The organism is Micromonospora sp. NPDC005686, from assembly GCF_042871665.1.
Lineage (GTDB): Bacteria > Actinomycetota > Actinomycetes > Mycobacteriales > Micromonosporaceae > Micromonospora.
Genome location: NZ_JBIAIY010000006.1, coordinates 132,095 through 150,740 on the forward strand (window position 1 = coordinate 132,095; position 18,646 = coordinate 150,740).

At 73.7% G+C, this 18,646-nt stretch carries 17 protein-coding genes, 2 tRNA genes and 1 pseudogene; 11 read left to right on the forward strand and 9 right to left on the reverse strand.

Going from position 1 to position 18,646, the window contains the following annotated elements:
• Positions 1–119: 119 nt before the first annotated feature.
• Complete coding sequence (locus ACFYON_RS15920) at positions 120–509, reverse strand: hypothetical protein (protein ID WP_354872406.1); 390 nt, start codon at positions 507–509, stop codon at positions 120–122.
• 268 nt (positions 510–777) lie between these two features.
• On the opposite strand from ACFYON_RS15920, the gene ACFYON_RS15925 reads away from it, so the two are divergent.
• The 6 genes from ACFYON_RS15925 to ACFYON_RS15950 all read left to right on the forward strand — a co-directional run bounded on the left by ACFYON_RS15925 (position 778) and on the right by ACFYON_RS15950 (position 6,834).
• A tRNA-Asn gene (locus tag ACFYON_RS15925) sits at positions 778–850 on the forward strand.
• Between the two features lie 178 nt (positions 851–1,028).
• Positions 1,029–3,164 carry an MMPL family transporter gene (locus ACFYON_RS15930; protein WP_354872404.1) on the forward strand — a complete coding sequence of 712 codons (2,136 nt, stop codon included), beginning with the start codon at positions 1,029–1,031 and terminating at the stop codon, positions 3,162–3,164.
• Positions 3,157–4,392: an NAD(P)/FAD-dependent oxidoreductase gene (locus tag ACFYON_RS15935; protein ID WP_354872401.1), complete on the forward strand. Its 1,236-nt coding sequence runs from the start codon at positions 3,157–3,159 to the stop codon at positions 4,390–4,392. The genes ACFYON_RS15930 and ACFYON_RS15935 overlap by 8 nt, the downstream gene beginning before the upstream one ends.
• Positions 4,393–4,516: 124 nt before the next feature.
• Positions 4,517–4,593: transfer RNA gene (locus ACFYON_RS15940), tRNA-Ile, on the forward strand.
• A gap of 743 nt (positions 4,594–5,336) precedes the next feature.
• Positions 5,337–5,921 (forward strand): GNAT family N-acetyltransferase, encoded by a 585-nt coding sequence (locus tag ACFYON_RS15945; protein ID WP_354872399.1) that lies wholly within the window; start codon positions 5,337–5,339, stop codon positions 5,919–5,921.
• A 142-nt stretch (positions 5,922–6,063) separates the two neighbouring features.
• On the forward strand, positions 6,064–6,834 hold the full coding sequence (locus ACFYON_RS15950; RefSeq protein WP_354872397.1) for a GNAT family N-acetyltransferase: 771 nt from the start codon (positions 6,064–6,066) through the stop codon (positions 6,832–6,834).
• Positions 6,835–6,870: 36 nt separating this feature from the next.
• Here ACFYON_RS15950 and ACFYON_RS15955 read toward each other — a convergent pair whose 3' ends face one another.
• Positions 6,871–7,563: a hypothetical protein gene (locus ACFYON_RS15955; RefSeq protein WP_387188849.1), complete on the reverse strand. Its 693-nt coding sequence runs from the start codon at positions 7,561–7,563 to the stop codon at positions 6,871–6,873.
• A gap of 50 nt (positions 7,564–7,613) precedes the next feature.
• On the opposite strand from ACFYON_RS15955, the gene ACFYON_RS15960 reads away from it, so the two are divergent.
• Positions 7,614–10,757 (forward strand): BTAD domain-containing putative transcriptional regulator, encoded by a 3,144-nt coding sequence (locus tag ACFYON_RS15960; RefSeq protein WP_354872395.1) that lies wholly within the window; start codon positions 7,614–7,616, stop codon positions 10,755–10,757.
• Positions 10,758–10,792: 35 nt separating this feature from the next.
• Here ACFYON_RS15960 and ACFYON_RS15965 read toward each other — a convergent pair whose 3' ends face one another.
• Both ACFYON_RS15965 and ACFYON_RS15970 read right to left on the reverse strand, forming a co-directional pair.
• A complete protein-coding gene (locus tag ACFYON_RS15965; protein WP_354872393.1) occupies positions 10,793–11,617 on the reverse strand; it encodes an ABC transporter permease in 825 nt (274 codons plus the stop codon).
• Complete coding sequence (locus ACFYON_RS15970) at positions 11,614–12,570, reverse strand: ATP-binding cassette domain-containing protein (RefSeq protein ID WP_354872391.1); 957 nt, start codon at positions 12,568–12,570, stop codon at positions 11,614–11,616. The genes ACFYON_RS15965 and ACFYON_RS15970 overlap by 4 nt, the downstream gene beginning before the upstream one ends.
• A 124-nt stretch (positions 12,571–12,694) precedes the next feature.
• Between ACFYON_RS15970 and ACFYON_RS15975 the strand changes: the two genes are divergently transcribed.
• On the forward strand, positions 12,695–13,078 hold the full coding sequence (locus ACFYON_RS15975; protein WP_354872389.1) for a hypothetical protein: 384 nt from the start codon (positions 12,695–12,697) through the stop codon (positions 13,076–13,078).
• A gap of 9 nt (positions 13,079–13,087) precedes the next feature.
• Here the strand turns inward: ACFYON_RS15975 and ACFYON_RS15980 are convergent, their stop codons facing one another.
• Together ACFYON_RS15980 and ACFYON_RS15985 are read right to left on the reverse strand one after the other, a co-directional pair.
• Positions 13,088–13,609, reverse strand: coding sequence for an SRPBCC family protein (locus ACFYON_RS15980; RefSeq protein WP_354872386.1), 522 nt, complete (start codon positions 13,607–13,609; stop codon positions 13,088–13,090).
• Between the two features lie 3 nt (positions 13,610–13,612).
• Positions 13,613–13,921, reverse strand: coding sequence for a metalloregulator ArsR/SmtB family transcription factor (locus ACFYON_RS15985; protein ID WP_354872383.1), 309 nt, complete (start codon positions 13,919–13,921; stop codon positions 13,613–13,615).
• 87 nt (positions 13,922–14,008) lie between these two features.
• Here ACFYON_RS15985 and ACFYON_RS15990 point away from each other — a divergent pair.
• A pseudogene (locus tag ACFYON_RS15990) lies at positions 14,009–14,937 on the forward strand (LLM class F420-dependent oxidoreductase).
• 26 nt (positions 14,938–14,963) lie between these two features.
• Here the strand turns inward: ACFYON_RS15990 and ACFYON_RS15995 are convergent.
• Positions 14,964–15,350, reverse strand: a complete 387-nt coding sequence (locus ACFYON_RS15995; protein ID WP_354872377.1) for a hypothetical protein — start codon at positions 15,348–15,350, stop codon at positions 14,964–14,966.
• Positions 15,351–15,417: 67 nt separating this feature from the next.
• Here ACFYON_RS15995 and ACFYON_RS16000 point away from each other — a divergent pair, with 67 nt between their 5' ends.
• Positions 15,418–16,644 (forward strand): FAD-binding protein, encoded by a 1,227-nt coding sequence (locus ACFYON_RS16000; protein ID WP_355015162.1) that lies wholly within the window; start codon positions 15,418–15,420, stop codon positions 16,642–16,644.
• A 1-nt stretch (position 16,645) separates the two neighbouring features.
• Here the strand turns inward: ACFYON_RS16000 and ACFYON_RS16005 are convergent, their stop codons facing one another.
• A complete protein-coding gene (locus ACFYON_RS16005) occupies positions 16,646–17,785 on the reverse strand; it encodes a site-2 protease family protein (RefSeq protein ID WP_355015163.1) in 1,140 nt (379 codons plus the stop codon).
• Positions 17,786–17,894: 109 nt separating this feature from the next.
• Here ACFYON_RS16005 and ACFYON_RS16010 point away from each other — a divergent pair, with 109 nt between their 5' ends.
• Positions 17,895–18,386, forward strand: coding sequence for a DUF1648 domain-containing protein (locus ACFYON_RS16010; protein WP_354872370.1), 492 nt, complete (start codon positions 17,895–17,897; stop codon positions 18,384–18,386).
• 50 nt (positions 18,387–18,436) lie between these two features.
• On the opposite strand, the gene ACFYON_RS16015 is transcribed toward ACFYON_RS16010, so the two are convergent.
• The gene (locus tag ACFYON_RS16015; RefSeq protein WP_354872368.1) at positions 18,437–18,643 is read right to left on the reverse strand and encodes a DUF397 domain-containing protein; all 207 of its coding nucleotides are present in this window, start codon (positions 18,641–18,643) and stop codon (positions 18,437–18,439) included.
• Positions 18,644–18,646 lie beyond the last annotated feature (3 nt).

The window sequence follows — 18,646 nt, forward strand, 5'->3', positions numbered from 1 at the left end:
GCGCCATCAGGTCGTCGGTGGGCCGCCGCGCCCCGGTAGCGGGAGCCGGGCCTGCGCAGCCTCGTTCGCACGAAAGCGGGCCGGTCACCCGGAGGTGACCGGCCCGCTGTCCGCTGTTGTCAGAGCGTGTTGCCGGTGCTGGACGGCTTGGTGCTCGTGCCGGTCGAGGTCGAGCCGGACGTGCTGTTCGAGGCCGTGCCGTTGGCGCTGCGGCTGCCGACCGCGGCCGGCGTGCCGGCGAACGGCTTGTCGGCTTCGGTCATGCCCTGCTTGCCGCCGTTGCCGGTGGCGAGCTTCTCACCGATCTTGGTCTGCCCCAGCTTGTCCTTGCCCTCCGAGTAGAGCCGGTTCGCCTGGGCCTGCGCGACCCCGGCCGCCTCCTGGACGGTCGGGTGGTCGAGCACCTTGCGCCCGCGGACCACCAGCTCCTCGTACTTCTCCCGGCCGGCACGGGCGCCCAGGACGAATCCCGCAGCCAGCCCGCCAAGAAACATGATCTTTCCGCGCATGGCGGCTCCTTCCGTACCTGACGCTCTCGCCGGTTTCCCGCCAGTTCGGCGGAACCACCGTCTCGCGCCTGCGTTCTCTGTCGACGGCTAACTACCCATCCTGCTCTTCGCTCATACCTCCCTGTGCCGAGATGGCGATTTGTCCGTAATTCTGGCGCGTCCGCCGGTCGGGTCCGGTCCGGTAACCCCCTGGCGCGCCACCCCCCGATGTCCTGTACTCTTGTGCCCGTCGCACGGAGCGGAGAGATCCGAACCGAGCGGTGCACGGTCCCCTGTAGCTCAATTGGCAGAGCAGCCGGCTGTTAACCGGCAGGTTATTGGTTCGAGTCCAATCGGGGGAGCCTCGCTCCACGTCACGCCCGTCGGCCCCGCCGGCGGGCGTTCGTCGTTGCTGCATCCCCTCACGGTGCCCCGGCTGCCGGGTTTCCGCCCCCGAGTCCCCGTTCGCCCGGCAGGATGGTCGGCGTCGACTTAGACTCCCGCTGCGTCGATTGATGCGTCGATTCGAGGACGGTGGAGATGGCCGCAGGACGCAGCCGCTGGACCGCGACGCTGATCGCGGTGGCGGTGGTGCTCGGCTGGCTGATCGTCGGCGGCGTCGCCGGCCCCTACTCCGGCAGGCTCGGCGAGGTCTCCACCAACGACAACGCCTCCTTCCTGCCGGCGGACGCCGAGGCCACCCGGGCGCAGGACCTGGCCGGCGGATTCGTCGACCGGGAGACCACCCCGGCACTCGTGGTCTACGAACGACCCGGCGGCCTCACCCCCGCCGACCAGCAGCGCATCCAGGCCGACGCGGCCCGCTTCGCCGAGGTACCGGGCGTGGTCGGCCCGCTGCCGCCGCCGGTCGTCAGCCAGGACAAGCAGGCCGCCCAGGTGATCGTGCCGATCGACAGCGGCGAGGGTGAACAGATCCGGTCCGTGGTGGAACGCCTGCGTGACATCGCCGGCCCGGACCGCGACGGGCTCACCGTCGACGTGGCCGGACCGGCCGGGCTGCTCGGCGACCTGATCGAGGTGTTCAGCGCGATCGACGGGCCGCTGCTGCTGGTCACGCTCACGGTGGTGCTGGTCATCCTGTTGATCGTCTACCGCAGCCCGGTCCTCTGGGTCTTCCCGCTGCTGGCCGCCGGGATGTCGTACTCGCTCGCCGCCGTCTTCGTCTACCTGCTCGCCGACCACGACATCGTCAAACTCAACGGGCAGGCGCAGGGCATCCTCACCGTGCTCGTCTTCGGCGCCGGCACCGACTACGCGCTGCTGCTCATCGCCCGCTACCGGGAGGAACTGCACCGCCACGAGCGGCCCTGGGACGCGATGCGGACCGCCTGGAAGGGCGCCGCCCCGGCCATCGTCGCCTCCGGGGCCACCGTCATCGTCAGCCTGCTCTGCCTGCTGCTGTCCAGCCTCAACTCCAACCGGGCGCTCGGCCCGGTCAGCGCCGTCGGCATCGCCGCCACGCTGCTGGTGATGCTCACCTTCCTGCCCGCGCTGCTGGTCCTCGGCGGCCGGTGGGCGTTCTGGCCCCGGCGGCCCCGATACGACCAGGCCGACCCGCGTACCGAACACGGTGTCTGGGGGCGGATCGCCGGCTTCGTGGCACGCCGCGCGCGCACCGTCTGGATCGTCACCGCCGTGGTGCTCGCCGCCCTCGCGATCGGGGTGACCCAGCTCGGCGCCACCACGCTCGGCCAGACCCAGCTGTTCACCCAGCGCACCGACTCGGTGGCCGGGCAGGAGGTCATCGACAGGCACTTCCCGGCCGGCACCGGCAGCCCCGCCACCATCTTCACCACCCAGGCCACCGCCCGGCAGGTCGCCCAGGTGGCGCAGGGCGTACCGGGAGTCGCCTCGGTGCTGCCGCTCGGCGAGCGGGGCGCGAACGCGCCGCCGGACCCGAACGCGCCCCCGAAGGTGGTCGACGGGCGGGTGCAGCTCGACGTCACGCTCGCCGACCCGCCGGACAGCAACGGCGCCGAACGCACCATCCGCGACCTGCGCGAGGCGGTGCACCGGGTACCCGGCGCCGACGCCGTCGTCGGCGGCTTCACCGCGATCAACGTGGACACCGCCGACGCCTCGGTACGCGACCGCGACGTGATCATCCCGGTGGTGCTGCTGGTCATCGCGGTCATCCTGGCCCTGCTGCTGCGTGCCCTGGTCGCCCCGCTGCTGCTGATCGCCACAGTGGTGCTGTCGTTCCTGGCCACGCTGGGCCTGTGCGCGCTGCTGTTCCGGTACGTCTTCGACTTCCCCGGCGTCGACCAGTCGTTCCCGCTGTTCGCGTTCGTGTTCCTGGTCGCGCTCGGCATCGACTACAACATCTTCCTGATGAGCCGGGTCCGCGAGGAGTCGGTGCGGCGCGGCACCCGCGCCGGTGTGCTCGCCGGACTGGCCGTCACCGGCGGCGTCATCACCTCCGCCGGCATCGTGCTCGCCGCCACGTTCTCCGCGCTCGCCGTGCTGCCGCTCGTGGTGCTCGTCGAGCTGGGCGTGGCGGTCGCCGTCGGCGTACTGCTCGACACCATCGTGGTCCGCTCGCTGCTGGTGCCCGCGCTCGCGTACGACATCGGGCCGAAGGTCTGGTGGCCGGGCCGGTTGTCGCGGTCGCACCGTGAGGGCGACCGCGCCGGGGCGGGGGTGGACCGTGCCTGACACGGACGTGGTGGTCGTCGGCGGTGGCCTGGCCGGTCTCGCCGCCGCCCGGCGGCTGCACCGCGCCGGGGTGCCGTGGCGGCTGCTGGAGGCGGGCGACCGGCTCGGCGGGCGGGTAGCCACCGACCGCGTCGACGGGTTCCTGCTGGACCGGGGCTTCCAGGTGCTCAACACCGCGTACCCGCGGCTCGGCGGCCTGGTCGACCTCGGCGCGCTCGACCTGGGCTGGTTCACCTCCGGCGTGCTGGTGCGTCGCGGCGACCGGCTGGAACGCCTCGTCAACCCGCTGCGCGAACCGACCGGAGCGCCCGGCACGCTCACCGCGGGCATCGGGTCGCTGACCGACCGGTTGCGGTTCGCCGCGCTCGCCGCCGGCTACGCCACCGTGCCGGTCGGGCGGCTGCTGGACACACCCGAGACCAGCGCCGAGAAGGCACTGCGCCGGGCCGGGCTCTCCGACGCGATCATCGAGGAACTGCTCCGGCCGTTCCTGTCCGGCGTGCTGCTCGACCGCGAGCTGGCCACCTCCAGCCACGTCCTCGCGGTCATCATGCGCTCCTTCGCCCGGGGCCGGATCGGCCTGCCCGCGGACGGCATGGCGGCGCTGCCCCGGGCGCTCGCCGCGCCGCTGCCCGCCGAGCTGATCGACCTGAACACCCCGGTCACCGAGGTCGCGCCCGGCCGCGTCCGCACCCCGTCCGGCGAGATCACCTGCCGCGCCGTCGTGGTCGCTGTCGACCCGCCGGCGGCGGCCACGCTGCTGCCCGGTCTTACCCGGGTACGCATGCACGCCTACACCACCTACTACCACAGCACCGACACGGCGCCCCTTGACGAGCCGATCCTGCTGCTCGACGGCGACCGGCGCGAACTCGTCGCCAACACGGCGGTGGTGAGCCGGGCCGCGCCCACGTACGCGCCGGACGGCCGGCACCTCGTCGCCACCTCGGTGGTCGGCCCGCAGGCACCGCCCGAACCGGTGATCCGGCGTGAGCTGGACCGCCTCTACGGCCGCTCCACCGCCGACTGGACCCACCTCACCACCGTCGCGGTGCCGGACGCGCTACCGGCCGCCCCGCCACCACAGGGCCGGCTGCGCAAGCCGGTGGCGCTCGGCGAGGGCCAGTACGTGGCCGGGGACCACCGGGACAGCCCATCCATCCAGGGCGCGCTCGCCAGCGGGTGGCGTACGGCCGGCGCCGTGGTGGCCGATCTGCGGGGCGCGTGACGCGTTGGTGGGCGGGTTGCGCGTTGTTATCCTCGCGTTGCCCATCGTGCTGTCACGGCAGAGTTTCCGCCCGGTGGGTGGTGGTCCGGGCAACGATCGGCGGGTTACGATCCGGCGCGGTCACGGGGCGGTAGCTCAGCCGGTTAGAGCAGGGGACTCATAATCCCTCGGTCGCGGGTTCGAACCCCGCCCGCCCCACCACGCAAAATCCCTGGTCAGGCATGGTGCCGGCGACCCGGGCGGACCGCATCAAGGTTCGGACGGACGCCCTCCGCCAGCGCGAGACCGACCGCCGCTGGTGCGTCTTCGGCGTGTGTGGGACTCACGGCGGAGATGGCCCTGAGGCCCAGCCGTGCGTGGCCAGGTCATGTCGAGGATCCGCCACGTCCACTGTCACGTGGCCGATATCTGATGAGAGCGAGTACGAGGACCACGAGCGCCAGGCCTACAAGCGTCAATGCTGTTGCGGGTCCGATCGCGCCGATGAGCCGTCCGAGGTACCCCGCCGCGAGTGACAAGAAGGCGAGCCCACTGCATAGGAACCACATCCCTGCGTCGACTGGCCGCCGCCACCTTTCCTGAGCAAAGGGCGGCATGCGGCCGGTCAGCAGGAGACGAACACCGTAGCTGGCTGAAGCCAAACCGCCGACGCCCAACAGGATCTGGAACACGTCTCGGGGATCCATAGACGCACCTCTACCCGAAGGGCTTGGCCGGCAACCAGTACCTGCCGCAGGCCGGCTCAAGCTTGTCGACCGCGCTCTCCAGGCCGGCGAGGGTTCCGGCGCGCGGTTCGGTGTGGCCGTCGGCGTCGTGGTCCTGCGCTACTCATCCCGTACGTCGTGGCGAACCTGATCGCGGTGAAGGACGAGACCCGCAACGGAGGGCTGCTGACGATCTGAACCGGATTGACACGCGGGGTGGTCCGCGGGGGAGAGTCGGGCATGCGCTTTCCGGTGTCCACACCACCCGCCGTTCCCGCCGGTTCGTTGACCACCGGCCCGCAACCGACGTTGCCCGCCGAGGGCGGCCTGGTCCTGCGCCCCTGGGCGGACGAGGACGCACCGGCTGTCCTGGCCGCGTACCAGGATCCGGAGATCCGCCGCTGGCACAGCCGCCGGCCCGCGTCGCCGGAGCAGGTTCTCCAGTGGTTCGCCCACCTCCGCCGTTCGTGGCAGGAGGAGACGGGCGCGAGCTGGGCGGTGACGCGCGACGGCGCGGTGGTGGGCCGCATGGCGTTGGGCGGCTTCAACCTCGACGACGGCGAGGCCGGGTGCGCGTACTGGGTGGTTCCGGCCGCCCGTGGCGCGGGCGTGGCCTCCCGCGCGTTGCGGGCGGCGAGCGCGTGGGCGCTCGGCGACGGCCGGCTGCACCGGCTCTGGCTGGACCACTCGACCGGCAACGTCGCGTCGTGCCGGGTGGCGGTCAAGGCCGGGTTCCGGCTGGAGGGCACCAAGCGCAGCGCGGCGGTGCACGACGACGGGCGGCACGACATGCACCTGCACGCCCGTGTCCGCGGGGACGCCTGACCGCCCCCAGCGTGTGCCGGGACGAGGAGAGCGCGCCGAGCAGCACCGCCGTACCGCTGGCGTTGCCCACGATCCCGCCCCGCACCCCTCGCCGACCCTCGGCGGGAAGCGGGCCCGGGGCGGGCCCGGTACGCTGCCGCGAATGCCGGTACGACCGCACCCCGACGCCCCTGACGACTCGCTGCTGTTCGGTGCCGACGACGCGCCGCTGGCCCGGTTGCGGCTGCGGGATGACGATGGCACGCGGGTCGCGGCCGACGTCCGGCCGCTGCCCGAGGCGCCGCTCACCCGGCTCGTCGCGCAGGTACGGCATGACCTCGCCGGGCACCGGCTGGAGACGCCGGACGAGGCGCTGGCGGCGGCGCTGGTGGCCGACGGGCTGGAGTTGAGCCGGGCCGCCACTGACATGCGGCACGACCTCACCGACGTACCCGAGCCGGTGACGCTGCCGGCCGGCTGGTCGCTCGGCGCCCCCGGCTGGGACGACGACCTCGCCGCAGGGCTGGACGCGGCGTACGGCCCGGACCACCCGGACGGCCGCTGGCAGCCCAGCGACACCGAACAGGTGCGGGCGATGTTCGACACCGGCGACCCGGTGCCGCCACTGGTGCCCGCCTCGGCCCGGCTGATCGACCCGGACGGCCGCAGCGCCGGGCACGTGCTGTGCGCCGGACCGGTGCCGTGGACCGACGACGACTGCGTCTGGATCCTCAACCTCGGCGTCGCGCCCCGCGCGCAGCGCCGCGGGTTCGGCCGGGCGCTGCTCGTCCACGCGTTGCGCGGCGCACGGGAGGCGGGACTGCCGTCCGTCGGCCTGTCGGTGGTCGACGGCAACCCGGCCCGCCGCATGTACGACGCCGCCGGCTTCCGCATCCTCACCCGGGTGCTCACGGTCCGGATCCCCGACGCGTAGCCCGCCGGCCCGACGCGCTCCTCTGGCGGTGAACCTTCAGGCGCCGGTGAGCAGGGGACGGTGCTCGGACCAGAGCCAGCGCAGGTAGTCGCGTAGCCGCTCCGGGGTGGCGATCCAGCCCTCGCCCGAATAGCGGAGCAGCCGGCTGACCTCGCCGGCTACCAGGTCGTATCCGGCCGCGCCGGTCTCCGGCACCGGGGCGTCCGGCGCGACAGCCACGGGCAGCGGAACCAGCGGGATCCGCAGGCCGGCGTCGTCGCAGGCCCGCAGCACTGTGAGATAGACCCGGACCAGGTGGTACGGCGAGACGACGAGCGCGACGCTGCCGACGCCCAGCGCCCGTACCTGCTCCACGACCCACGCGGCCTGCCGTCCGGTGCCGGTGACCGGCTCGGCCTGGAGCACGACCCCGTCGGTCCGGCGCAGGCCGAGCCCGCGCAGCCGGTCCAGTGTGAGCGGGCGGTAGGTCCGCTCGGCCGGGTCGGTGTTCGCCACCAGCAGGTGCCGCAGCGCCGGGCCGTTCTCCCAGGCGTGGATCGCGTCGGTGAGACGCCAGTCCTCGCCCTGGCCGGTGGGCACCACGAGCGCGTCCACCCGCTCGGCGGCGTGCTGGGGGAGCGTGAGGACCATCGTGACCGCCTCCAGCACCGCCAGGAGCCGGTCCGCGGGGACGTCCGCGAACGCCTCGGCCGGCACGAGCCGTGGCAGCGGGCGGGACACACTCGTCACCCCCGCGATCTTGCCACCGTCGGCTCGGCGGGGGATGAGAGAGTGGCATGGTGCGGGTGGGGATCCTCGGGCCGCTTGAGGTCCGCGACGGCGATCGGCTCGTCGACGTCGCCGGGGCGCGGCTGCGGGCGCTGCTGATCCGCCTCGCCCTGGACCCGGGCCGGCCGGTGAGCGTGCCCGCGCTGGCCGAGGCGCTCTGGGGCGACGAACCGCCGACCGACACCGCCAACGCGGTGCAGACGCTCGTGTCCCGGCTGCGCCGGGCGGTGCCCGGGCTCGGCGTCCTCAGCGGCCCGGCCGGCTACCGGCTGGATCTCGACCCGGACGACGTGGACGCCGGGCGGTTCGAGCGGCTGACCCGGCAGGGGCGGGCGGCGCTGCGCGACGGGGATCCGGCGACGGCGCGTACGACGTTGGGCGACGCGCTCGCCCTGTGGCGAGGGGCGGCGCTGGCCGAGGTCGCCGACGTCCGGTACGCGGCGGCAGCGGTGGCGCGGCTGGCGGAGCTGCGGCTCACCGCGCAGGAGGACCGGATCGAGGCGGAGCTGCGGACCGGGCGGCCGGAGCTGATCGTCGCCGAGCTGGAGGAGCTGACCGCCGCGCATCCGCTGCGGGAGCGGCTGGCCGAACTGCACCTGCGCACGCTCGCCGCCGCCGGGCGGCCCGCCGAGGCACTGGCCGCTTACGAGCGGATCCGGCAGCGGCTCGCCGACGAGCTGGGCGTGGACCCGTCGCCGCAGTTGCGGGCGGCGCACCTGGAACTGCTGCGCGGCGAGGCGGCCCCGCCACAACCGGCGCCCGTGGCACGGCGGGGCAACCTGCGGGCCGCGCTCACCACGTTCGTCGGGCGCGACGAGGACCTGCGCCGGCTCAGCGGGCTGCTCGCCGGCAACCGGCTCGTCACCCTGCTCGGGCCGGGCGGAGCGGGCAAGACCCGGCTGGCGAGCGTGGCGGCGGGCCGGCTCGCCGACGGCGTACCCGGCGGGGCCTGGCTGGTCGAGCTGGCGCCGATCACCGATCCGGCGGACGTGCCCCGGGCCGTGCTCGACACGCTCGGCCGGCGGGACCTGACGCTGGAACCGGCACGCCCGCCGTCCCGCGACACGCTCGGCCGCCTGGTCGAGACGATCGCCGCCGACGAGACGCTGATCGTGCTGGACAACTGCGAACACGTCGTCGAGGCCGCCGCCCGGCTCGCCGAGGAACTGCTCGGGCACTGCCCGGGACTGCGCGTGCTGGCCACCTCGCGGGAGCCGCTGGGCATCGTCGGTGAGGCGCTGGAGCCCGTACCCCCGTTGCGGCTGCCACCGGCGGACGCGGCGCCGGGCGACGCGCTCGCGTACCCGTCGGTGCAGTTGCTGCGCGACCGGGCCGCGGCCGTGCGGGCCGGGTTCGCGGTGACCGGCGACAACGTGGCGGACGTGGTGGAGATCTGCCGCCGGCTCGACGGCCTGCCGCTGGCCATCGAACTCGCCGCGGCGCGGCTGCGGACGCTGTCGCCGCGGCAGGTCGCGGCCGGCCTGGACGACCGGTTCCGGCTGCTGACCGGCGGCAGCCGCACCGCGCTGCCCCGGCACCGCACGCTCCGGGCGGTGGTGGACTGGAGCTGGGGGCTGCTCACCGACGACGAGCGCCGGCTCGCCGAACGGCTCGCGGTCTTCCCGGCGTCGGTCACCGCCGAATCGGCGGCCGGCGTCGACGGCCCGGCCGCCGCCGCGCTGCTGGACGCGCTCGTCGACAAGTCGCTGCTCCAGGTGGTCGGCGACGGGCGGTTCCGGATGCTGGAGACCATCCGGGAGTACGGGCTGGAACGGCTCGCCGCCGCCGGGGCGACGGCCGGGGCGCGGGCCGCCCACGCGGCGTACTTCCGGGACCTGGTCCGGACCGCGGAGCCGCACCTGCGGACCGCCGGTCAACTGCCATGGCTGCGCCTGCTGGAGGCGGAACGGGAGAACATCGTCGGCGCGCTGCACTACGCCTGCGATGCCGGTGACGCCGACACCGCGCTGCGGATCGGCGCGGGGCTCGCGTTGCCGCTGGTGATCTGGGGCGACACCGGCGGCATCGGCGGTGACGTGCTGGCCCGTGCGCTGGCGCTGCCCGGCCCCGCTCCGGCGGAGGAGCGCGCGGTGGTGCTCGCCATCCGCATCGGCGCGGGCCTGGCACGCGGCGAGCACGGGCCGGCACCGGAGCAGATGGCCGAGCTGACCGCGGCCCTGCGGGCGGCGGAGGGGACCAAACACCCGCTCGTGGGGCTGCTGGCGCCGATGCTGTCGATCTTCGACCAGGACACTGCGGCCGGGATCGCGGCGATCGGCCGGGCGCGCGGTCACCCCGATCCGTGGACCGACGGCACGCTGCTGGCGATACGCGGCAAGTTCAAGGAGAACGACGGCGACGCCGAGGGCATGCTGCGCGACCTGACCGACGCCGCCGCGGAGCTGCGCGCGGTCGGCGAGCGGATGAGCCTGTCGCACGTGCTCAGCGAGTATGCCGACGCGCTCACCAAACGCGGCGACTTCGACGCGGCGACCGCGGCTCTGGAGGAGTCGGTGCGGCTGGCCCGGGAACTCAACCCGGCCTCGGAGCCGGGCTTCCAGTTGATCTGGCTCGCGGCCATCCGGGCCCGCTCCGGCGACGTGGCCGGCGCCAAGGCCGAACTGCGCCGGTTCGTGACCGACCGGGACGGCCGGGACGGGACGTTCGGGCTGATGATGCTCGGCAGCATCGCCCGCTCCGACGGCTCGTTCGACGAAGCCGAGGAGTGCCTGGCCGAGGCGATGCGCCGCCAGGCCGAGACGCCGCTGGTCGCCCTGCAGTTCCGCGGCCTGATGCTGGCCGAGATGGGCCACCTGGCCCTGGCCCGCGGCGACCTGCCGGGTGCGCGCCGGTACCTCGACGAGGCGACCACGCGCAGCCTCACCGCCCGGGACATGCCGGTGGTCGCGATCATCACGGTCGGCTGGGTGGCGCTGGCCGTGGCCGAGGGCCGGTACGAGCAGGCCGCCGAACTGCTCGGCGTCTCCGACTCGCTGCGCGGCCGGCCGGACCGGTCCAACCCCGATGCGCGGCTGCTCGCCGAGCGGCTGCGCGCCGAGCTGGGCGAGGACGGCTACGCCGCCGCGTACGCCCGGGGTCACGGCCTGAGCCGGGCCGACGCCCTCGCGTTCGTGGGCGGCGACCCGGCTCGGTGATCGTCGCGCCGCCCGTCCGGGGCGGCGCGGCCGGCTCAGGCGCGGCGGCGGTAGGCGCGCACGGCGAGCGGCGCGAACACCGCGATGATCGCCACGGTCCAGAGCAGCGTCCGGGTCACCGGCCCGGCCACCGGGCCGCCGATCATCAGGCCCCGGGCCGCCTCCATCACGTCGGCCACCGGGTTGACCCCGACCCACCACTGCAGCCAGCCGGGCAGCGTGTCCGTCGGCACCATCATGTTGGTGCCGAAGGTCAGCGGGAACAGCAGCAGGAACGCGGTGCCCTGCACGGCGCCCGGGCTGCGCATCACCACGCCGAGCAGCACACCGATCCAACTGACCGCGAACGCGAACCCGATGGTCAGCAGGCAGGCGGCGAGCGCGGACAGCGGATCGGTGCCGACCCGGAAGCCGAGCGCGTACCCGAAGCCCAGCAGCACCACGATGGAGACCACGAACCGGACCAGGTCGCCGACCACGGAGCCGACGAGCGGCGCGGACCGGGCGATGGGCAGGCTGCGGAACCTGTCGAACACGCCCTTCTCGACGTCGGTGTTGAGGCTGACGCCGGTGGCGATGGATGCGAACAGCACGGTCTGCACCATGATCGCGGGAAGCAGGAACTGGAGGTAGTCGTGCGGCGAGCCGGCGACCGCGCCGCCGAGCAGGTAGACGAAGATCAGCACGAAGATGATCGGCTGGAGCGTGACGTCGAGCAGTTGCTCCGGGGTGCGGACCGTCTTGACCAGGCTGCGGCCGGCCAGCGCGAGGCTGTGCCGGAACAGCCCGAACGGGCGGCCGGCGACGTGGGACGGGCCGGTCCGGGACGGCGTCGCCGCCGCGCGGGTCGTCGTGGTCATGCCGCCACCTCCGTGGACTCCTCGGCGCCGTGGCCGGTCAACGTGAAGAACACCTCGTCGAGGCTGGGCAGCCGCAGCGCCAGCTCCGCCACCCCGATGCCGGACTCGTCGAGCCGGCGGACCACAGTGGGGAACGTGGCGTCGCTGTCCACCGGCACGGTGAGCAGGCCCGGCCGGGGCAGCTCGGGATCGGCGCCGGTGCTGACGCGCAGGATCTCGGCGACAGCGCCGATCCGGCCCGGATCGGTCGGCCGGACCACGATCGTCTGACTGCCGGCGATCCGCTTCAGCTCGGCCGGCGTACCGTGCGCGATCACCCGGCCGTGGTCGATCACCGAGATCTCGTCGGCGAGCGCGTCGGCCTCGTCCAGGTACTGCGTGGTGAGCAGCACCGTCGACCCGTCGTCGACCAGCGAGCGGACCACGCCCCACATCTCCTCCCGCTTGGCCGGGTCCAGGCCGGTCGTCGGCTCGTCCAGGTAGATCACCTCCGGCCGGCCGACCAGGCTCGCGGCCAGGTCCAGGCGGCGGCGCATGCCACCGGAGTACGTCTTGGCCGGGCGCCCGGCCGCGTCGGTCAGGCCGAAGCAGGCGAGCAGTTCCGCCGCCCGCGCCCGCGCCTCGCGGCGGTCCAGGTCGAGCAGCCGGCCGATCAGCACCAGGTTCTGGGTGCCGGTCAGGTCCTCGTCGACCGAGGCGTACTGGCCGGTCAGCCCGATCAGCCGGCGTACCCGGGCGGCGTCGGTGACCACGTCGTGGCCGCCGACGGTGGCGCGTCCCCCGTCCGGGCGCAACAGTGTGGCGAGGATCCGTACCGCTGTGGTCTTGCCGGCGCCGTTGGGCCCCAGCACCCCCAGCACGGTCCCCCGGCGTGCGGCGAGGTCGATCCCGGCCAGTGCGGTCGTCGTACCGAACCGCTTGACCAGGCCCTCCGCTTCGAATGCGTAACTCATGACGCCGACGATGACCGGGGCCGCTGGCACCTGGCGCACACGCCGCGCACACCGTCGTGTGCGGGACCGGAATCGAGTACGCGTGCTCATTCGCCCGGGTCGCCGACCGGGCAGGATCGGAGGCGTGACAAGGAGACGTACGCTGCTCGGCGGTCTGTTCCTGGCGCTGGCCACGGCCGGTGCCTGGGCGGCCTGGCTGAGCTGGGAATCAGGCTGGACCGTGGACCCGCAGACCGGCGACATGAGTGGGCCGTACGCGGTCTGGCAGGTCGCCGCCGCGGTGCTGACGCTGGGCGCGCTGGCCGCGGTCGGCGGCTGGTGGCTGAACATCTGGCTGGTGGCGACAGTGATGACAGTGGCGTTCACCGTGCCGTGGGCGGTCCACGCCGCCTCGACCGACGACACCGGCCTGTGGGCGGTCGGTGCGGCGCTGGTGGCCATCGGCACCGCCATCGGGACGATGCTGGTCGGCGGCGCCGCCGGTTGGTTGCGCCGCCGGACCGGGTGACGGCCCGCGTCAGCCGCGGTTCAGGCGCTCGGCGTACGCGTCGCGCAGTTCCGCCCAGCCGAAGTCCTTCGCCTCCGCGCCCCGGATCGGGCCGACCGGGTCGCCGTCGAGCAGATGGGCGGCGACGTCGAGGCAGAGGTGCCAGCCGGCGGCCGTCATCGGGGCGAGGTCGGGCCGGCCGACCCGGTGGCGCAGCGTGAGCGTGGTGCCGTCGCCGGTCGCGGCCAGCTCCCAGCGGAGCCTGTCGTCGCCCCAGGTGTACTCCAGCAGGTGCGGCCGGTCCGCGCGCAGCACCCGGGCCGGCGCCGGGTAACTCTGGTCGCCGTCGACGGTGCTGAGCACGGCGTCGCCGGGACGGCCCAGGTCGCGGTCGGTCAGGAACGGCGCCCATCCGGCGAGCTGATCCGGGTCGGTGAGCGCGGCCCACACCTTCTCCGGCGGGTGCCGCAGCTCGCGGACGAAGACCAGTTCGTTTTCGGGTGCCAGCTCCACTCGGGCGAGCGGGCCGGGACGGAACGTGTCGCGGTCCATCTGTCATTCCTGACTGTCGAGATGGCGTTCCAGGGCGTCGAGGTGCGCGTTCCACATCGACCGGTACGGCCCGAGCCAGTCGTCCACTGCTCGTAGCGGCGCCACGTCGACGCGGTAGATCCGCCGCTGCGCCGCCGTGCGGCAGGTGACCAGGCCGGCGTCGCGGAGCACGCGCAGGTGCTTGGAGACCGCCGGCTGGCTCATGCCCAGCGCGTCCACCAGCTCGCCCACGCTGCTCTCCGCCCGGCGCAGCCGGTCGAGGATGCGGCGCCGGGAGGGCTCGGCCAGCACGGTGAAGGCGTCGACGGTCACCCCCGCAATATGCCTCACCAGTTATATGCCTGGCAAGGAATGACAGGTCGCGCTGCCGGGGCCCGGCGGGCTCCATATGCTCGGGGGATGGAATTGCGGATCTTCACTGAACCCCAGCAGGGGGCCACCTACGACCAGCTTCTCGCGGTGGCCCGCCGCGCGGAGGAGACCGGCTTCGCCGCGTTCTTCCGCTCCGACCACTACCTGAAGATGGGTTCGGTGAGCGGTGATCCCGGCCCGACCGACGCCTGGACCACGCTCGCCGGGCTGGCCCGCGACACCACCCGGATCCGGCTCGGCACGCTGATGACCGCCGCCACGTTCCGGCTGCCAGGTCCGCTGGCGATCACCGTGGCGCAGGTCGACCAGATGAGCGGCGGCCGGGTCGAGCTGGGCATCGGCACCGCCTGGTACGCCGAGGAGCACGCCGCGTACGGCATCCCGTTCCCACCGCTGGGGGAGCGGTTCGACCGGCTGGAGGAACAGCTCGCCGTCATCACCGGGCTCTGGTCCACCCCGGCGGGCTCCACGTTCGACTTCCCCGGCACGTACTACCCGGTCAGCGACTCGCCCGCCCTGCCCAAGCCGGTGCAGCGCCCCGCCCGCCGATCCTGCTCGGCGGCATGGGACCGAAGCGCACGCCCCGCCTGGCCGCCCGGTACGCCGACGAGTTCAACCTGCCGTTCGCCTCGGTCGAGGACACCGTGGCGCAGTTCCAGCGGGTACGCGACGCCTGCGCCGAGATCGACCGCGACCCGTCCACGATGGCCTGGTCCAACGCGCTCGTGCTCTGCTGTGGCCGCGACGAGGCCGAGGTGAGGCGCCGCGCCGAGGCGATCGGCCGTGACCCCGACGAGCTGCGCGCCAACGGCGCCGCCGGCACGCCCGCCGAGGTGGTCGACGCGATCGGCCGGTACGCCGAGGCGGGCAGCTCGCGCGTCTACCTCCAGGTGCTCGACCTGACCGACCTGGACCACCTGGAGTTGGTGGCCGCCGAGGTGATGCCGCAGCTCTGACCCTTCCGCCCCGCAGCCAGGGTGGGTCAGCGTGGGGTTGCGCGGCGGACGGTGTCGAGGCGGCCGTCGCGGTCGCTGTCCAGGTACGTCACGTCGGGCACGCCGTCGCCGTCCAGGTCGACCTGCACCACGTCCGCCACACCGTCGCCGTCGAGGTCCGTCACCACCTCGACGGAACCGTCCAGGTGCCGGGTCACGATCGACCGGCCCGACGCCTGGCGCGGCGGCGGCCCCGGGTGGGGCACCGGGGCGGGCTCGGGCGTGGGCCCCGGCACCGGCGCGGTCGCGGCGGGCGTCACCCTCACAGCGGCAGGCGGCATCTCCGCAGCGTCGGGGTCCACGCCGGTCGGGTCGATCTCCTCCTCCGACGGGTACACGTCGCCACGGAGGCTCGGGTCGCGGTAGCTGCTCATCCCGCCAGGATTCCCGCCGAGTGGCCGGGGCAACCCTGCCGGCGCATGATGGCGCATGATGCAGCGCATGACGGACACCAACTGGGCCGGAAACGTCAGCTGGTCGGCGCGTACCCGATCGCGGCCGACCTCGACCGACGAGCTGCGCCGGCTGGTCGCGGAGGCCGACCTGGTCCGGGCCGTCGGCAGCGGCCACTCGTTCAACCGGCTCGGCGACACCACCGGCACGCAGGTCGCGCTGGACGGCCTGCCACCCACCGTCGCGCTGGACCCCGACCGCAACACCGTCACCGTCGCCGCCGGACTGCGCTACGGCGATCTCGCCACCGCGCTCCAGGCCCAGGGGTACGCGCTGGCGAACCTCGCGTCGCTGCCGCACATCTCGGTGGCCGGCTCGGTGGCCACCGCCACCCACGGCTCCGGCGCGCGGAACCGCAACCTGGCCGCCGCCGTCGCCGCGCTGGAACTGGTCACCGCCGACGGCGACCTGATCACCGTCGACCGGACCGATCCGCGGTTCGCCGGGCTGGTGGTCAACCTGGGCGCGCTGGGCGTGGTCACCCGGCTCACGCTCGACGTGGTGCCCACGTACGCGGTGCGCCAGCACGTGCGCCTCGGCCTGCCCCGCGCCGCGCTGGACGAGGCGCTCGACGCCGCGTACAGCGTCAGCGTCTTCACCTCGTGGCGCTCGGAGCGCCTCGACCAGGTCTGGATCAAGCAGCACGCCGACCAGGCGCCGCCGCCCGCCGACTGGCTGGACACGGTGGCCGCCGACTCGCCCCGGCACCCGGTGCCCGGCATGTCGCCGGAGCACTGCACCGCGCAGCTCGGCGAGCCGGGGCCGTGGCACGAGCGGCTGCCGCACTTCCGGCTCGGCTTCACGCCCAGCAGCGGCGACGAGTTGCAGTCCGAGTGGCACGTGGCCCGCGGTGACGCGACGGCGGCGCTCGCCGCGCTCGACCCGGTCGCCGACCGCATCGCCGCCGCGCTCCAGATCTGCGAGCTGCGGACGATCGCCGCCGACGAGCTGTGGCTGAGCCCGAACTTCCGGCGCGACTCGCTGGCGCTGCACTTCACCTGGATCGGTGACCCGGTGGCGGTGGCGCCGGTGCTGGCCGAGGTGGAGGAGCGGCTCGCCCCGTTCGCGCCGCGCCCGCACTGGGGCAAGCTGTTCGACCGCGATCCGGCCGCCGCGTACCCCCGGCACGCCGACTTCGCCGCGCTGCTGCGCGAGTTCGACCCGAAGGGCAAGTTCCGCACCGCCGAGATGGACCGTTACTTCCCCCGGGACTGATTTACCGCCCGGCGGGCGTCTGCTGGCGCAGGCTGCCGCGCTGGACCGCCCGGCTGATGTCGCTGGGCGAGACGATGCCGACAAGTTGGTCGTCGACCACCACGAGCGCCCGGCCGTCGGTGCACTCGTTGAGCCGGGGGAGCAGGTCGGTGAGCTGCTCCTCCGGGCGGGCGAGCACCAGTTCGTCGGCCCGGCAGGACACCTCGGCCAGGGTGGTCGACGCGCGGCGGTCCGCCGGGATGCCGCGTACCCGAGCGAGGGTGACCAGACCGACCGGCCTGCCGTTGACGGTCAGTGGCAGCGCCGAATGCCGGTACGCGAACAGGTAGTGGTCGACGAAGTCGGCCACCGTGAGGTCGCCGGACGCGGTCTGCGGCTGCGGCGTCATCACGTCGCCCACCCGGATGCCGCGCAGCGCGTCGCCCATCCGGGCGGCGCGTTCCTCCTGGCCTGCGGCGCCGAGCAGGAACCAGCCGATCAGCGCCAGCCAGAGCCCGCCGAACCCGGCGCCGGTGAAGAACCGCCACAACCCGAGCCCGATCAGCACGACGCCGAGCACCCAGCCCGCCCGGGCCGCCACCACCGACGCCTTGGTCCGGTCGCCGGTGAACTTCCAGACCGCCGCGCGCAGCAGCCGTCCGCCGTCCAGCGGGGCGGCGGGCAGCACGTTGAAGATCGCCAGCAGCACGTTGATGCCCGCCAGCCAGGACAGCGCGCCGAGCAGCAGCCCGTGCCCGCCCGCTGCGGCGACGGCCAGCGCGATCGCCGCGAAGAACACGCCGAGGAGCAGGCTGACCAGCGGCCCGACCCCGGCGATCCGCAGCTCGGCGCCCGGGTCCTTCGCCTCGCCCTTCAGCTCGGCGACACCGCCGAACAGCCACAGGGTGATCCCCTCGACCTCGATGCCGTTGCGCTTGGCGACCACGGCGTGCGCGACCTCGTGGGCGAGCAGGCCGACGAAGAAGACCACGGCGGCGGCCAGGCCGGCCGCGAAGTAGGCGACGGGGGAGTGACCGGGGTACGAGGCGGGGAACAGGCTCGCCGACAGCGCCCACGCGATCAGCACGAAGATGACCAGGACACTCCAGTTGACGCCGACCGGTACGCCAGCGATCCGACCCAGACGGAAACTCGCCCTCATGTTTCCGTCATACCCGGCACAGGCACCCCCACACCAGCACCCCGGGCGCACACCTGCCCTGGAAGGTGCGAGAGCTGGGACGTTCCCAAGATCAAGGTAGCTTGGTCGGATGACCCGACGAGCTTTTACCGCTGCGGCGGGCCTCTATGCGGTGGCGGTGGTGTGCTGCGCGTTGTTCTGGCCCGAGCGGGTTCCGCTGCATTTCGGCTTCGGGCTGGGCGCTGACTCGTACGGGTCGAAGTGGGCCGGCGTAGCTCTGGCCACGGCGATCGGGTGCTCCATGGTCGCGCTGTTCGCCGGATGCGCCTGGATCGCCGGGCGGATCAACCTGGACCTCGTCAACATACGGCACGCGGAGTTCTGGAAGGCGCCCGAGAACGAGCAGCGGCTACGGCGCATGCTGGCCGACGACATGTACCACGTGGGCGCGGCAACACTCGTGCTGCTCGCCGGGGTTTTCGGGCTCGTCACCGAGGCCGCCGTCACTGGGCGAGACGAGTTGTCCTGGTGGGCCGTCGTACTGTTGGCCGGCTATCTGGCCTACATCGCGGGCTGGACCGGTTGGCTGCTCACCGGCCGTTACCGCATTGACCGTCCTTAGCGCTTCCGGACGAGGCGGGGTCTGGCTCCAATGCCCGTCGCGGCAATCTCTCAGCGGCTCAGCGTCTCGTTCTTGACGGCCCGGATGAAGGCGGCCCAACTGCTCGGCGGGAAGGCGAGGGCCGGGCCGGCGGGGTCCTTGCTGTCGCGTAGCCCGACCACGCCGGGCAGGCCGTCGGCGACCTCGACGCAGTTTCCGGAGCCGTTGCTGCGGGTGCTCTTGCGCCAGGTCACCGTCGCCTGGTTGGCCTCTTCCACCCG